This is a genomic window from Parabacteroides caecihominis (genome assembly GCF_023656785.1).
Classification (GTDB): domain Bacteria; phylum Bacteroidota; class Bacteroidia; order Bacteroidales; family Tannerellaceae; genus Parabacteroides; species Parabacteroides segnis.
Map to the genome: position 1 here is coordinate 18,577 of NZ_JAMOKS010000024.1, position 16,225 is coordinate 34,801.

Consider the following 16,225-nt stretch of genomic DNA (forward strand, 5'->3'; position numbering starts at 1 on the left):
ACTAACTTTTTATAAGAGGTAAAGTAATAATAAATTTTGTTCCTACATTTCCGGGGCCCATTTCAGCACGGATCGTACCTTTATGGTCCTCGATAATCTTACGGACGTAAGCCAGTCCCAAACCGAAACCTTTTACGTCGTGTACATTCCCTGTCGGTACGCGGAAGAAGCGGTCGAATACTTTCTTAAGGTATTCTTTCTTGATTCCTATACCATTGTCTTCAACGGAGATCAGCAACTTTCCGTTGTTGTCGTTCCAGGTTCTTACCATCAATGTAAGCGGCACTTCCGGACGGCGGTATTTCACTGCGTTGTCCATCAGGTTAAACAATACATTGGTGATATGCATTTCATCTACGTAGATGGACGAATCGGTTGCCTGCAAGTCAATGTCGAGTGAGCCATCATACTTTTCTACTTTCAGGACGAAGGTGTTCGCTACGCTGATCACCAGGTCGTTTGCATCTACTTCTTTCAGTTTGAATGCTGCTTTCTGCCGTTCGAACAACGACATTTGAAGCACTTTTTCAACCAGGAAGCCTAATCGCTTCGTTTCATCATTTATCACGCCTGATATATGTTTGAATACATCGGGGCTTTTCGTTATATCCGAGTCTTTCAACATCTGTGCTGCCAGCGAGATAGTGGAAACCGGAGTTTTCAGCTCGTGCGTCATATTGTTGATAAAGTCGTTCTTCATTTCTGACAGTCTCTTCTGGCGGAATACAATATATATGGTAAAGATAAATGTTACCAACAGTATCAGCGAGAAAAGAACAGACGGTACAATAAATGTTACAGAACTTGAAATATAGTCACCTTTTGTAGGGAAGTATACTTTCAGATAATTCAGCTTTGAGGGAGGATCGTTCGGGAACAATACGTACGTAATTATATCAGACGCAATAGGTTCCTTCTTTATTTCCCCACTCTGGTACACGGTTTTCCCGTCTTTGTTTATAACAAAAAATATGAACGGCAGGTTCAAACCATTGTTAATAAATTCTGATTTTAAGTAATTGTTCAACTTCTTAAAATCGACACGCTCCTGAATCGGTTTAAGGTTTGCCGTATTTAATATATTCACCAAAACTTCCTGCATCAAAGCATTCTGATATTTAAGACGGCGCATAAGCGTTTTTTGCAGATCCTGGGAAGTACTGATAATATTATTGGACGTTTGTTTTTTGTCCAGCGATGACAGCGGTTCGAATTTCTGACTGAAACTGTGTAGCTGATCTATTTGCAGTATATTACCGTTGGCGTCCTTTATTTGTAATTTCTGCTGGGTGATTGTCTGAGCAATCTCTTGGGGATCCTGGTTATTTTGCAGATAATAACTCTCGTCACGCTTAAGATCTTCTTCCAGATATCTCTGCGTTTCATCCAACTCCAGGTTTTTTGAGACCTGGTGCAGGCTTCTTTTGACTGTTTCATTGAATTGCTCGCTGCTTTTTTTGAGTATGATGCTCACGTACTTAACCTGTAGGAAAAGCAAACCAGCAAAAGCAAATGCCATCACAACTGCGAGTAACCAAATCGTAGATTTCCTCATTCTAAATACTTTCTCTTTTTAACAGAACAAATAACGCTCATTTTAGTTTAATATTTACACAAAAAAGGTAAAAATAGCAGGTTGTTTGTATTAAAAAAAGTTTATCGGGTGATCCCGTTTTCTTCTTATTGGCTTTTAAAACAACCGTTTATGCTAATTAACATCTGTCTGTGTATATATCTGCATCTTCATTCCTGTTTATAAAAACATAATTATTGATTATTTTGTTTCAACTTATGCAAAAAATATGAATTTAGATGGAAGAATTCGCATCTCCATATTCATGCATACGGGATAGATAATATAATGTATAACGGATACAGATACCCTTTTATTTTATGCGGCAGTAAAGAACATATGGCCTAAGTACTTGAAACTTCTTAAAAACTTTTGCCGAATGCATTCAAATTTAATTATTAGCTATATCTTTGCTGCTGACAAGAGTTATGCAAGATGGCACAAGAAGGTATTACACAAATTGATGTAAAACAGGTATTACAACAGAAAGCGCCCTCCGTGGCCGGTAAAATACCCGGTTTTATTGTCAATTATCTGATCCGTACCATTCATCAGGACGAACTGAATGATATCCTAACCCGTTATCATGATAAGGATGGGGTTGATTTTATGCAGGAACTGATCGGTTATTTTGACCTGACCCTGGAACTGGTGAACGAAGAGAACATCCCGGCGGAAGGCCGCTATATTTTTGCTTCCAACCATCCGTTGGGAGGGCTTGACGGTATCTGTCTCTCGGCAGTGATCGGACAGCATTATGACGGAAAGATCCGTTACCTGGTCAATGACCTGCTTCTCTACTTGTCAAATCTAAGGTCCATCTTTGTCCCTATCAACAAACATGGTGCGCAGGGTAAAAACAATGCACGGCTGATCGACGAGGCTTATGCTTCCGAAAATCAGATCGTGACGTTCCCCGCAGGACTTTGTTCGCGTAAGATAAACGGACAGATACAGGATACCGACTGGAAGAAATCGTTTATCCAGAAGGCAGTCGAACATCAGCGGGATGTCGTTCCAGTATATTTCGAAGGAAGAAACTCTAATTTCTTCTACCGGTTGGCAAATCTGCGCAAGAGGTTGGGTATAAAGATGAACTATGAAATGATTTATTTGCCGGATGAGATGTTCCGGTCTAAGCATAAAACGTTCCGTATCCATTTTGGCAAGCCTGTCCCGTGGCAGACTTTCGATAGCAGCAAGAAGCCGGTCGAATGGGCTGAGTGGGTGAAGGGGCTTGCTTATAATCTCAGGAAAACATAGACTCTATAATATATGCAAGACATTATTAAGCCGATTGATCGTGCTCTTCTGAAGTCGGAGTTGACGAAAGAAAAGAAACTTCGCAGCACGAATAAGTCAAACAATGAAATATATATTGTTACAGCCCACGACGCTCCCCACGTGATGCAGGAGATCGGGCGTCTGCGGGAAATCGCATTTCGTTACTATGGTGGGGGAACGGGGTTCCCGGTAGATATCGACGAGTTCGATACGATGGAGGACGCTTATCGGCAGTTGATTGTCTGGAGTCCGGAAGATGAGCAGATTCTGGGTGGTTATCGTTTTCTGTGCGGTTCGGATGTCAAGTTCGATGAGAACGGGAAGCCGATGCTGGCTACTTCGCATCTGTTCAATTTCTCGGAAAAGTTTAATAAAGAGTTCCTTCCTTATACGGTCGAGTTGGGCCGTTCTTTCGTTACCCTGGAATATCAGTCTACACGTGCCGGCGCAAAAGGATTGTTTGTGTTGGATAATTTGTGGGATGGATTGGGAGCCTTATCGGTAGTCGATCCGAGTTTGCAATATTATTTCGGGAAGGTGACGATGTATAATACGTATAATACGGAAGCACGTAATATGATTCTTTATTTTCTGGGGATGCACTTTCCGGATGCGGATAAACTGGTGACTCCGGTATATCCGTTAGAGACAGATACGGATATCGAGAAGATGAAGGAGTTGTTCCGTTATGATAACTTCAAGGACAATTATAAGGTGTTGAATCAGGAAGTACGTAAATTCGGTATCAATGTGCCGCCGCTGGTGAATGCCTATATGAGCCTTTCACCGAAGATGCGCGTGTTCGGGACGGCCATCAACCATGAATTTGGGGATGTGGAAGAGACTGGCATTCTGATTGCGATCAATGAGATCCTGGAAGACAAGAAAAAGCGTCATATAGAAACTTATCTGAAAGAGGAAGGCCAGACGGCTGACCTGATAAGAAAAGCGGAATAACCTAGGGATGATTTCTGTTCACGAGGGCCTCATAAATATTTTTGACGCCCTCGTGAATATTTATGAGGTCCTCGAAAATGTTTATGAGGACGTCAAAAACAGTCTTTATACTATAGTCTGACAGAAGACACGTTATCCGTGTTCCATAGACAGGCACATCTATTGTTGGCACTAACCCAATTTTTCCTGTTCCTTTTGTTTTCTCCACTCCTCAGCTACTTCGACCAGGCTTTCATACCATTTCTCGCCGAACTTGCGGATAAGCGGTTCTTTCAGAAACTTATATAAAGGTAGTTTCTCTTTTTGTCCTAATATTTCTGCCGCTTTACATATTTTCCAGCGGTCGTAGTTGACAGCCCGGAAGTCTTTGTATTGGGTTACACGGACAGGGTAGAGATGGCAGGATACCGGCTTGTAAAAGGACAGTTTCCCTTCACGATAAGCTTTCTCGATAGCACATTTACAAGTACCGTCGCTGTCATAACAGGTAAATACACAATCTTTGTTGTTAACGATGGAGGTGACGATATCACCTTCGCAGTCGATATAGGCTACGCCTTGTTTGTTGATAATTGCTTGGGCTTCGGGTGACAGGTCGTTCCATACGACCGGAAGCGCTTTCTCCAGTTTGGCAATCTCGCTTTTCTCAAGCGGGGCACCGGAATCACCTTCCACACAGCAGATACCTTTGCATTGGGCAAGGTCGCAGATGAAATTTGCCTCGATCAGGTCCAGGCTGACCAGAGTGTCGTCTATTTGGATCATTTTGTTATCAGGGAGAGGTAATAAATACCCCTCTTCAGGGAGGACATGAGGGTTTGTTATTGAAGTTTACACACCCTCTGCCCCCTCTCAAGAGGGGAAAAGTTACTATTGGTTACAATACTTATTTGATCAATGATTTTCCTGTCATTTCTTTCGGTTGCTTCAGACCCATGATATGAAGGATTGAAGGAGCAACGTCTGCCAGGATACCGTCTTCTACTTTAGCGTCTTTGTTTTCTGTTACATAAACGAATGGAACAGGATTCAAAGAGTGGGCAGTGTTGGGTGTGCCGTCTTCGTTCAAAGCGTGGTCGGCATTACCGTGGTCGGCAATGATGATTACTTCGTAACCATTAGCCTTAGCAGCTTCGACTGTGTCGTTCAGGCAAGCGTCGATAGTAACAACAGCCTTTTCGATGGCTGAGTAAATGCCGGTGTGGCCTACCATGTCGCCATTTGCATAGTTACAAACGATATAGTCATATTTCTTTGTGTAGATGGCTTCAACCAGTTTGTCCTTTACTTCGAAAGCACTCATTTCCGGTTTCAGGTCGTAAGTGGCCACTTTCGGAGACGGAACCAGGATACGGTCTTCACCTTCGAACGGAGTTTCGCGTCCGCCGTTGAAGAAGAAAGTAACGTGTGCATATTTTTCTGTTTCGGCAATGTGCAGCTGTGTTTTACCGACTGATGCCAGAAATTCGCCCAGTGTATTTTCTACATTGTCCTTGTCGAACAGGATATGAACGCCTTTGAAACTAGCATCGTACGGAGTCATACAGAAATACTGCAAGTTCGGAATAGTCTTCATTCCGGCTTCCGGCATATCCTGCTGAGTCAGGACGGTTGTCAGTTCTTTGGCACGGTCGTTACGGTAGTTGAAGAAGATCACAACGTCGCCTTCTTCGATAGCCGCTACCGGCTTGCCGTTTTCTACGTGTACGATCGGTTTGATAAATTCGTCTGTTACACCTTCTGCGTATGACTCTTCCATTGCCTGAACCATATCTTCGCAAGGTTTACCCGTGCCGTTCACGATCAGGTCGTAAGCCTCTTTTACGCGTTCCCAACGTTTGTCACGGTCCATTGCATAGTAACGGCCGATGATGGAAGCGATCTTTCCGCCTGTTGTTTGCAGGTGGTTTTCCAGCTGTTCGATAAAGCCTTTACCACTTCTCGGGTCCGTGTCGCGACCGTCCATAAAGCAATGAACATATGCTTTGTCGATTCCGTATTCTTTGGCGATGTCGGCCAGTTTGAACAGGTGTTCCAATGAGCTGTGTACACCACCGTCGGAAACCAGTCCCATGAAATGGATCTGTTTGCCGTTTTCTTTGGCGTAGCTGTAAGCACGTTTGATTTCCGGATTATCGAGGATTGTGTTCTGGCGGCATGCGATATTGATCTTCACCAGGTCCTGGTAAACGATGCGGCCGGCACCGATATTAAGGTGGCCAACTTCCGAGTTACCCATCTGTCCGTCAGGTAAACCAACGTTTTCGCCGGAAGCCTGCAACTGAGAGTTTGGGTATGTTTTCAACAGTTCGTCCCAGTAAGGAGTGGGAGTGTTGTAGATTACATCATCTTTACCACGGTCGCCGATTCCCCAGCCATCGCAGATTAGTAAAAGTGCTTTCTTGCTCATGATTGCCTTGTTTATATTGTTTATACTTATTAAATATCTAATACCGGGCGCAAAGATAAGCATTTCTGATGTAATATTATTTGCCTTTAAAGTATTACTTTTGCAGGTAGATATGGAAAAGAAGATATACGACAACGATCTGGGAACCATCCTTCTCCGTACTGCCCCGCGAGCTACCCGTTATACGCTGAAAATATCAAAGGGAATGATCACTGCCACTATGCCGGTCGGGGGTGATGAGGGGAGAATGTTGTCCTTTATTGAAGAGAACCGGCAAAAACTTCTGAACGCTCTGAAAAAGCATCCGGCACGTCCGTTGCTGAATGAAACTGCCAGATTGGAAACAACAACTTTCCTGCTACATATTTTCCGGACGGAACGTGCAAATTTTTATATGAAATTGGACAACAGCATCCTGCATATCGCCTGCCCTCTGGAAACCCGGTTCGAATCGGACGAGGTTCAGCTCATATTGAAAGGTTTTCTGGAGAAGGCATTGCGGCATGAGGCAAAACGTCTGTTGCCAGACCGTCTGAAGACGTTGGCAGACCGGTATAAATTGACTTTCACGAGCGTACGGATCATGAACAGCAAAACCCGTTGGGGAAGTTGCAGTACGCGTAAAAGTATCAATCTCTCCCTTTCGCTCATGTTGCTTCCCTGGCATCTGATCGATTACGTCCTGCTTCACGAACTTTGCCATACGGTAGAGATGAACCACAGCGACCGTTTCTGGAAACTCCTGAATGAGATAACGGAAAACAGGGCGTTAATGCTCCGTCAGGAGTTGAAGAAATACTCTATACTGTAACACCTTCCTCCTTCGCACCTTATGTGCCGGGAGGCACCGGTGTTGTATTGCGTTTACTGTGCCAGTGAGAACCGTAATGCAACACCGTAGTTGGAATTGGATGTCGGATAAGATGCATTTGAGATCAGCGGCTCATTGATCTGCAAGTCGTAGAAAGCACGCAGTGTCAGTGCACGGCTCAATCCGTAATCGGCTGAGAACTGGATCGTTTTGGCAATGTTACCGCTGGTTGCCTGTGTGAAGCTATCCTCGATCTTACGGATCAACGACTGCATCTTGTTGTATGAGAAGTCCAGACGCACGGTCAGGTCATTACTGAAATCACGCGTTTTCTTCATCTTCAATATCTTGTTGAACTCGGCGAACTTATATCCCAGTCCGATGGTGTACTTATTCGAAAGTGCTTCCACAATCTGGTAAGACGAGATATTCAGGTTCAGATTACGCGTAGTCGTGTAATCGGCACGGATCGTGATATTGTTCAACATGGTCGCATCCACTCCCAGCAACGGGCTGAAACTCTCCGTCAGACTGACGGAAGAGATGGAGTAAGGTGAAGACGGGGTAGGAGCTTCGGAAGCATTCTGTGTAAATCCGAGGTTATCACCCAGTCCGGCATCCACCCAGGTCGAATAGGTTTCGTAGGCACCGACATTGTAAGTACAGCGATACTGATGGGTCAGCATGACCGACTTGAAATGTTTCTTTATGGCCGGAATGCGGATCAGTCCGTCGTAGGTGATACGCCAGTTCGGCAGCATGCTGCGGATGGCCGGGAACGGGGAGGATGAAATCTTATTAGGATCTTTCCCTGTATAAGCGGCCAGGAAGGCCGGGATCAGCACATCGGCCGAGTTATGGCTGACTCCGCCGCCATGTTCTTTATTATATTCTTTACCTCCGTATTGAGATTGTCCCAAGAAACCGGAATTCGGATAGGTTGTTCCTGTATAGCGGCTTTCAAGGCGGTTCGCAATAGTCTCACGGTATTCGATGAACTTATTGAATGTTTCCGATGCATAGTTATTACTTGCATTGCCGACGCCTTTGAAGAAACTACCCAATGCGACAGTCGTCATCGTAAAGTTACCTCCGGCCAGTTCCGGCATACCGGGATACATATATTGTATATCGGTGTTGCGGGTATCGACGCGGTTGGCATTCAGGTCGATCTTCAGTCCGGTGATAGGCTCCAGGTTTGCCCGGATATTCAGGTTTTTGGCACTGCTCATGACGGCCGGGTTGACATTGCTGGTGTTTTCAACCAGCCAGCCGCGGTCTTTGGCATCGTAGAGGAAGTCACGGTTTACGGCTCCGAAAGCAAAGCCAAGTCCCGGTGTCAGGCCGAAAGGCGAGCGTCCCTGTCCGAAGATATCACCGATCATCGGGGAGAATCCCGGAACCGACATACCGTCGGTCGTCGCATACTGGATATTGATACGGCGTATCATCATCAGGAAGCGGCTGCCATATTCTGCCGTTTTGTACAAGAAGTCTTCTGTCGCTTTCGGACCCGGCTTGATAGTCAGTTTCAAATGGGCCGTATCCTGGTTCAGGATCATTACCTGTGCGAAGTTGATCGGTTTGTATTTGATGGCATAGACTTTGCCGTCGGCTCCACGGGCGGTGATGCGCACCTTCTTGGTGAACATACCGTGCTGTACGACTGTTCCGCTGTCCATATTCAGTTGGATATCTCTTTCCAGTTTGATCTCTTTCTGTTCTTTCTTTTTGGTCGTGGTACGGGTGGCCGAGAACTTCTGGTTCACTTTCTTCAGGAACTTGTTCTTGTTGTAAAGCGATTGCAAGTTCAGGCTACCCTGCCAGTCGATCTGGCGCTGGTTGGTAATCGTGTTACCGAGCTCATATTCGGTGTCGGTAATGGCTCCGCGGTCCCAGTTGTACTGTGCGTTATAAGTGATAGAACTGTTTACCCAATCCAATACCGGGATATACTGCAACGGCATGTTCCAGGTCACGTTGAATGTCTGGTCGTATTTCAAAGGCGTACCCAGGTCGGCGATGCTTTGTTTTACGGAATCTTTCCAGATCTGATACTTATCAGGGGCGAGTTCTTTGTTCACCTGTACATACGGCTCTTCGATCCGGGCATTTGTTCCGGAGGTAAAGGTCATGTTCAGGCTGTTCGTGAAGTCCCAACGCAGGCTGAAAGCACGGTCCCAGTAGAACTCGGAGCTGAAGGTCACTTCAGGTTTGTAGCCGGTGTTTTCCAGGTCGCGCAGCTGCATTTCGTTATAGTTACGCATCATGGCTGTCTGGAAACTGATGTTCGACGGCAGGTAGTTCAGGCTGAACTGCTTGATGTAACGGGTGTAACCGTTGTTCTTCTTCAGCTTCTGGAACGGGCGGAACGGTTTCGCATACGGTGTGTAGTTGTAGGCGAAATTACCGCGGTAATCCTTTGTCGTTTCATATTCCGTTTCCGGATTCTGCGTTTTCGTCTGGCTGAATGAATAACCGATCGAGAAGTTCGCTGGGTCGTAAGGCATCGGGGTCTTACTACGGATATCCGCTCTTACGTTATTGAATGAGATACTCTTGATGACGGTCTGGTCGACAGCCATACTCTTGATAGAGTCTTTTTCGGCTTTCGTGTCGACAGCGTCCAGGGCGTCACTCAGTTTAATATCCTGATCGAGCGGGTTATATTTTGCTTTTGTCTGATCCTTGGAGTAGGCATAATACATCGGGATGCTGACCTTCGCTTTTTCCGGGAAGAATTTACCCCATTCGATGGTAGTAGCCACGTTGTATTGTGTGAAGTCGTCGATGCGGCGTTCTGCCAGTGACTGGTCGAGGGCACCGAAACCAGCTGTTTCGATACGTCCGCCCACATTGACCGTACCCAAGTCGGAAACAGCCACGTTCAGGTTGGCGTTGGCCGCCCAACCACCTTCTTCGTTAAACTCGCTCAGACGGAGTTCGTTTATCCAGACTTCACCGCTTTTAACTACATTCTGTCGGTTACGGACACCGATCATGATCGTTTTCACTTCCGAGAGGCTCGGGTTACCTACGATGCTGATCGTGTTGCCATTCACCAGTTCCGAATAGACTGTGTTGAACGTAATGCCTTTTTCTCCCGCCCGTTTCTTTTTGTTTCGGTTTAGTTTGATAGTAGTCAACTCTTCGAGACTGAAGTCAAGCGTGTTTTGGGTTGGCCAGATAGACTCTGCGGTGTATGGTTCACCGTTTGGCTGAGTAACCTGCAACGGAACTTCATATTCATAGTAATTATTCTTATAGTCGGAACCTAAACGGATGAATACAGACAAATCGCCGTTGGCAAGCGATGTGTAATTATCTGCATCTTCAGGCAATGCTTCTGCGTGAGTAAACAGTTGTAGCCGTTTGTATTGACGCAGGTCGTAATATGTACTTTTGTAAACGGCACGTGCATCCTTGGCGGCCAGGTTGCTGACCTTCATGGATAATGCCTGTTCGTTCTGACGGGTCAGCTGGGGTTGGCTGGGGTCTGCTACACGGCTTACTCCCGGAGGTGTCATATAAGGAATAGGAGTCCGTCGGCTGTTTTCTTCTATATTTACAGAAGATACTTCAAGTGTGCCATTGAATAATGGCGGAACTTTCGGGTCGGACAGATCCTGCTCGTATGAACGCCATTCACCGCGTACCAGTTCGAATGTTCCGAAACGCAGTACGGTCGGTTTAGAGAATTGGGTCATATACATGCGCATAAAGCGAATGCTCTTGAAGTCGCTGATGGCTCCGACAGTACGATTGTATTGCTTAACAGGGATTTTGAACAGGTACCATTTGGCCGGATTGTTTCTGTTGTTGACGCTTGCGTTATCCCCGTTTGGTAAGCTGGGATAGGTTGTCTTCATATCCACGATGAAGTTCTTTCCTACTTTCAGGTCTTCCGGACGAACAGATACTTTGTATTCGAAATACTTTTCGTTCTTGTTCATGGTGTTATCCTGATTCAGGTCTTCCACATCCGGATTCTTGGAGGCGGACGTGTCGTAACGTTCTCCTGAAGTTCCGCTTTCGGCGGAGTTGCCTTCAGTACCATTGTAACGTTTGTAACGATCGAGGATACTAACTTCTTCGACATCCAGATTAGAGCCACGGAAATAACGGTATCTATCAGTTCCAGGGTTCCGTAAAGGCGAGAATTCATCCTGCATCATTGAATCAATTCTTGTCGGCGATAACTTTGTCATAAGTTTATCGATAAACTCCTTGTATGCCGGATAGTCCCGTTCTTCCTCTGCCGACAAACCGTTGAGTCCGACGTCCTGTCTTGCACGTGCGCCTGACGTATTGTCGAAGGCATAGACCGTGCTCTGCTGTTTCGGAACAAGTCCCCAGACGGTAGAATCGACCCTGCTTCTGTCACCGTCGATAGGTAATCCGTTTTCATAGAATTTCTTTCCGTCTTTCAGGACGTCTTCCGATATTTCACCCAGGTTGAAATACAGGTCACCGCCTTTAGCCGTAATACCTTCCTGTTCTTCATAGAGATAAGGGTCGAGCATCCAGAACTCGATGTATTCGATATTGGCCGTTTCGAAGTCGCTTTGGTCGATCTTACGCATGATACCGCCCCAGCGATTTTCCGGCTTTTGTAATGTTCCGTCAGGATTGACAAAGTCGGCATCCAAGTTGTACGGACCACGTTCATTCGGGTAATAAGCCAGGTTGAGCGCCTGGATCGTACTTGTTTCATTGTAACCCTGGTCTCTGTCCGGGAACAATTCGTCTACATAAATGGCACGGACGTAATGGTTGGATAATTGTTCTTTATCATTACGGATATGCGTCGGAGCCTGACTGGAATTTTTACGGTTGAATAACCCGTCCACATAATACCATGCCAGCAGTGCACGGTTTTTACCATATTCTATATCGTTTGTTTTGCCTGCTTCAGGGAAAAGGGCATTAGCGCTATTATCCCAAGGCACGCTGGCGAGTTTCCACGGATACGGATTCAGCAGGTCGAAGCCGCTTTGGGTCGATTCGAAATCGTCCAGATAAGAGTAGCCTCCGCTATATTTGTTCTCATAATGGCCGGCTATCAGGTGGGCAAATTCTCCGGTGAATGCTATCTGGCTGGGTTTTGTCAGGTTCAGCAACGGCAGTTTGTCAAATGTGTTTGTCAGCCATTGGCTTTCCGATTTGTAGGCGATGTTGAATCCCCACAAGGTGTTTTTGATGGATTCGTCACCAAATACCGTTTTAGTAGTCAACGGCATTTCAGACATGTGCATAATGGTGGCCCCCAGCGAGAAGTCGGGATTGAACTGGTAGTTGAGGTCCAGTCCCATCATCGTTTTTCGCTGCATATTGTAGGCCGTCTGGTTTTCCAGCGAGACACTGACAGGAGTTCCGGCAGCAATGATACTTTCATTCAGGATAGTAACAGTTCCCGACGTATAATCGACCGTATAGTCCACATTTTCCGTTAGTGTGGCACCTGCTGCCGTTACGCGTACCGAACCGCGTGCCACGTTGCTGGCTCCCAATTGTATTTCGGATGCGGAAGAGGCCTTATATTCTCCCCGCATGATGAATTTGTTCTTTTCAGCGATCTGACGGGCGGCAGTTTGGGTCGTATCGTATAATTCTTGGAATACATATTTATCAGCAATTGCCGGACTGACAACTTTCTCCAGTTTCTCTTTCAAGCTGGAGCCGAAAGGCTCGATGGTCGGGAAAATCACCCTACCGGTGGACGCCTGTACGGTGTATCCTTCCACAAAGTCGAAATATCCGTCCGGATGCGATTCGTTCTGGGCGTTCAGGCGGTCTGCTCCCATCAGGCGTATCCAGATTTGTCTGGACAACGTGTCGGTACGTGCTTCCGGCAGATAGTTTATATAGGTACCGGTCGTATCGCTTTGGTACATGACATCCAGGCGGAATTTTTCTTTCTGGACAGAGTAAGCGCCCAGGGAATAGATATTCTTCATCATCAAATCCCAATACTTCATGGGGGGAGACATATTCGTGCCTCTCAGTAACTTCACATACAGACAGTTGCTGGGGTTTGTCGGATTGCTGTCGGAAAACTCGCCGACTCTTCCTGTCCGTTTTCCACTGGCATCGGAATATTCATATTCAAAGGCCACGGCCAGCATCTGTCCTTCCTGTAAACTCATATTCAAAGACAGATATCCCAGTTGTTTGTCGTAGATATATTCGGAGTTCGGATCCAGCAAGCGGGCATTCTCTATGGCTTCGTATTCGGAACCTCCGGTGAATCCGGTTAATACGCTTTCTACATCGCTGATTTGACGGGCACCGGAATAGGTGGTGGTCATTTGGTTGTATAGGTCATTCGCATTATTGGCAGGATATGATCCGTCCTTAATCGGGAATGCACCGGGATTTGCCATATAGGCTGCGTCGTTTTCACCGATGTCGGTAAAAGCAACGATGTTACGAGCCTGATCGTAGTTGCCTCTTGTGTTGGTCACCCAAACTTCCAGTCGGGTAATATTCAGAGTTGCTTTTATCTGAGGCAATTTGCTGACAGCATCGTTATATCTGTTGCGGAAGTAGTGCGCCAGGAAGAAGTGACGGTTCGCATCATACTCGTCGATCTTCAGTTCAAAATCCTTGGTCTGTACGCCACCTTTGGAGTTTACCGTTTTTGATTCCGAGTTCTGCTGTGCGAACAACGCGTTCACCCTCAGTTTACCGAACTGAAGGTCTGCTTTCATACCGAACAGGGCAGCTCCGCCGTTGATCAGCGAGTTGCTTGTCGTCATCGACACGTTACCGGCTTCCAGTGATTTGATGATCTCATCCTCTTCGCCCGTATAAGCCAATTTCAGCTTTTTGGAATCGAAGTCGAAAGAGGTTTCCGTATTGTAGTTCATGTCGAAATTCACTTTCGAACCGACGGAGGCCTGTACATTCAACTGCACACTTTCGTCGAAGTTGAAAATGGTATTGCTGCGGGCGCGTTCAGGGAGTGAAGGGTCTTTCGTGCTGTTCCGCTTCAAGCCTAATGTGACTTCGGCCGACCCTTGTGTCTTGACACGTACACCTCCGGGACCGAATATACGTTCTGCCGCACCGATACCGAACTGCATATCTGCCAGGTTGAACTGCTTGTCTGCTTCCTTCTGAAACTCTTCTTCGTTTTTCTGGCGGTAGTAAGAACGGAGCGATTCCTGCATGCTGTATTTCTGATATTCTTCCGGACTCAGGTCGATCGGAGTGATCAGGTCTTTTTCCCCTAAACGGGAGCGGACAACATATCGTCCGGTCCTGATATCGTATTCAACGAAGGTTTTCACGTTTTCCGGATCGCGTAAATCTACCGGGGATTTTTTCAAGAGGTCTTTATAGGTTTCATCACCCTCCGGCACGGTTTTGGATACCGGATAGCGGGTTGCCGGGACAGTATCCTTCCCGTCGGGCATGTCGTCTTGTCCTTCAAGCAACTGGATATCCGGCAAGGACGCCGTATAAGTCAGGTAATTGGCATTCAGCGAGAGCATGCCGATCCCGAATAGCAGTATTGTAACCCAGATAAGATATTTAAGAGTCTTCTTTTTCATTTTAAACTGTCAACTGTCACTTGTGTAGGGGCTGTTCGCGAACAGCCCCTACAAGTCTAGAGCATTCTGAGTGCACTTTTTATCACTTGTTCCACAGCCAGCATCGGCGAGGTTTTCAGTATTGAACTGACTGCTTTTTGTGAAGCAGCCTTTTGGAATCCCAGCATAACCAGGGCGGCCACCGCTTCTTCGGCCACCGCGCCGTTTCCTGCCGTGGCAGCTGTTCCCGTCCCAACCATCGAATCGCCGGCTTTCACCTTGTTTTTCAAGTCGACCAGGATGCGCTGGGCTGTTTTCTGTCCGATGCCTTTTACCGAGGTCAGCGCCGTTTCGTTTTTGTTGGCGATAACCTGGATCAGTTCGGAAGGAGGAAGAGATGACAGGATCATACGTGCCGTATTAGGACCGACACCGGATACCGATGTCAGCAATAAAAACAACTCGCGTTCAGCCTTTTGGGCGAAACCGAACAGCAGGTGGGCATCTTCACGTATTACTTCATATACGTAAATTTTCCCGGTTGGTTTACCGCCGAATGCGCTGTATGTGGTCAGAGATATGTTAAGTACGTAGCCAATCCCTGCACATTCGATTACCATCTGTGTGGGAGTCAGTTCTACGATATCCCCCTTAATATATTCTATCATTTTGCGTCTCTTCTAGTTATTCGTACCTATTATAACGCAAAATTAAGCAAAAGCGTATATCAGACCTAAAGAAATATTCAAATAGGTGAATAATTATTCTCTTCCCGGATGTTCGGCAGTGAAGGTTTCGAAGCAGCCGCGATCTTGCAGGGTGACATAGCAGCGGCGGTTGTCAGGACCTCCGAATGTGATGTTTGAGGGCTTTTTGCCTTTCAGTTGTATTTCGCGGATCAGCTTGCCCTTCGGATTTATAACGGCTACCGTTCCTTTGTCGTAGCGGCAGAGATACAGGTTGCCTTTCACATCGCAACGGATTCCGTCCATGCCGAAGCCTTCGAAGGTGTGGAAAAGTTGTTTGTTTTTGAGTGTCCCGTCCGGCTTGATATCATAGACCCATACTTTGAGTTGTGCAGACTCGTTAACATAAAGTTTTTTACCGTTCGGGCTGACATCGATACCGTTGGTCGTCCCCATATTGCTTTCCAGCAGGGTCACTTTACCGTCGGGAGTGATCAGCCAGAGTTGCCCTTTCTGGTTCGGCCAGTCCGGATCGCTGGCATAGATATTGCCGCTCGGAGCGAGGGCGATGTCGTTGGGCTGGTTCATCCGGGACTCATGTGCATACGTGCTGATCGCTTTGGTCTGCATGTCGACTTTCAGGATATTATGACCGGTATAATCGGCAACCAGCATGTCTCCGGCCTTGTTGAAGCGGATGCCGTTGCCTGTCGAACCTTCGGGGAGCGTCACGAAACATTCGTGCGAGCCGTCCGGACGTACAATGCCTATCGTTCCTTCTTTTCCGTAGTTAACGGCATACAGATTGCCGGCTTTGTCGGTGGCCGGACCTTCTATTCCGTTGGTGAAAGTACCTTCCGGCAGTAAATCGGCTGTTTCCCGCTGTGCGGAGGTCTGTGCGCCGGCTGCCAGTCCTACGAACAGGTAACTCATGATTGTAAGGAACATTGTACGTGTTTTCATATCAAA

General features: G+C 46.6%; 9 protein-coding genes. 3 read left to right on the plus strand and 6 right to left on the minus strand.

What is annotated here, in order from left to right:
* Window position 1 precedes the first annotated feature (1 nt).
* On the minus strand, window positions 2-1,555 hold the full coding sequence (locus NBH14_RS18805) for a sensor histidine kinase (protein ID WP_009859905.1): 1,554 nt from the start codon (window positions 1,553-1,555) through the stop codon (window positions 2-4).
* Window positions 1,556-2,008: 453 nt separating this feature from the next.
* On the opposite strand from NBH14_RS18805, the gene glsA reads away from it, so the two are divergent.
* Both glsA and glsB read left to right on the plus strand, forming a co-directional pair.
* Window positions 2,009-2,836, plus strand: a complete 828-nt coding sequence (glsA, locus tag NBH14_RS18810; protein WP_128132979.1) for a lyso-glycine lipid O-acyltransferase GlsA — start codon at window positions 2,009-2,011, stop codon at window positions 2,834-2,836.
* A 12-nt stretch (window positions 2,837-2,848) separates the two neighbouring features.
* Complete coding sequence (gene glsB / locus NBH14_RS18815; RefSeq protein ID WP_009859903.1) at window positions 2,849-3,814, plus strand: glycine N(alpha)-acyltransferase GlsB; 966 nt, start codon at window positions 2,849-2,851, stop codon at window positions 3,812-3,814.
* Window positions 3,815-3,985: 171 nt separating this feature from the next.
* Here glsB and NBH14_RS18820 read toward each other — a convergent pair whose 3' ends face one another.
* The gene (locus NBH14_RS18820; protein ID WP_128132977.1) at window positions 3,986-4,579 is read right to left on the minus strand and encodes a DUF3109 family protein; all 594 of its coding nucleotides are present in this window, start codon (window positions 4,577-4,579) and stop codon (window positions 3,986-3,988) included.
* A gap of 121 nt (window positions 4,580-4,700) precedes the next feature.
* Window positions 4,701-6,224, minus strand: a complete 1,524-nt coding sequence (gene gpmI, locus NBH14_RS18825; protein WP_186960629.1) for a 2,3-bisphosphoglycerate-independent phosphoglycerate mutase — start codon at window positions 6,222-6,224, stop codon at window positions 4,701-4,703.
* A 112-nt stretch (window positions 6,225-6,336) separates the two neighbouring features.
* On the opposite strand from gpmI, the gene NBH14_RS18830 reads away from it, so the two are divergent.
* Window positions 6,337-7,035, plus strand: coding sequence for a M48 family metallopeptidase (locus NBH14_RS18830; protein WP_009859900.1), 699 nt, complete (start codon window positions 6,337-6,339; stop codon window positions 7,033-7,035).
* A gap of 53 nt (window positions 7,036-7,088) precedes the next feature.
* On the opposite strand, the gene sov is transcribed toward NBH14_RS18830, so the two are convergent.
* The 3 genes from sov to NBH14_RS18845 all read right to left on the minus strand — a co-directional run bounded on the left by sov (window position 7,089) and on the right by NBH14_RS18845 (window position 16,219).
* Window positions 7,089-14,591 (minus strand): T9SS outer membrane translocon Sov/SprA, encoded by a 7,503-nt coding sequence (gene sov / locus NBH14_RS18835; protein ID WP_186960630.1) that lies wholly within the window; start codon window positions 14,589-14,591, stop codon window positions 7,089-7,091.
* Window positions 14,592-14,647: 56 nt separating this feature from the next.
* Window positions 14,648-15,238: a Holliday junction branch migration protein RuvA gene (gene ruvA / locus NBH14_RS18840; RefSeq protein ID WP_186960631.1), complete on the minus strand. Its 591-nt coding sequence runs from the start codon at window positions 15,236-15,238 to the stop codon at window positions 14,648-14,650.
* A gap of 93 nt (window positions 15,239-15,331) precedes the next feature.
* Window positions 15,332-16,219, minus strand: coding sequence for an SMP-30/gluconolactonase/LRE family protein (locus NBH14_RS18845; protein WP_250817706.1), 888 nt, complete (start codon window positions 16,217-16,219; stop codon window positions 15,332-15,334).
* Between the last annotated feature and the right edge of the window lie 6 nt (window positions 16,220-16,225).

Excerpts from the sequence above, each read along its gene's own strand:
- NBH14_RS18805 (WP_009859905.1), bottom strand. The coding sequence starts at position 1,555 with ATGAGGAAATCTACGATTTGGTTACTCGCAGTTGTGATGGCATTTGCT.
- glsA (WP_128132979.1), top strand. The coding sequence starts at position 2,009 with ATGGCACAAGAAGGTATTACACAAATTGATGTAAAACAGGTATTACAA.
- glsB (WP_009859903.1), top strand. The coding sequence starts at position 2,849 with ATGCAAGACATTATTAAGCCGATTGATCGTGCTCTTCTGAAGTCGGAG.
- NBH14_RS18820 (WP_128132977.1), bottom strand. The coding sequence starts at position 4,579 with ATGATCCAAATAGACGACACTCTGGTCAGCCTGGACCTGATCGAGGCA.
- gpmI (WP_186960629.1), bottom strand. The coding sequence starts at position 6,224 with ATGAGCAAGAAAGCACTTTTACTAATCTGCGATGGCTGGGGAATCGGC.
- NBH14_RS18830 (WP_009859900.1), top strand. The coding sequence starts at position 6,337 with ATGGAAAAGAAGATATACGACAACGATCTGGGAACCATCCTTCTCCGT.
- sov (WP_186960630.1), bottom strand. The coding sequence starts at position 14,591 with ATGAAAAAGAAGACTCTTAAATATCTTATCTGGGTTACAATACTGCTA.
- ruvA (WP_186960631.1), bottom strand. The coding sequence starts at position 15,238 with ATGATAGAATATATTAAGGGGGATATCGTAGAACTGACTCCCACACAG.
- NBH14_RS18845 (WP_250817706.1), bottom strand. The coding sequence starts at position 16,219 with ATGAAAACACGTACAATGTTCCTTACAATCATGAGTTACCTGTTCGTA.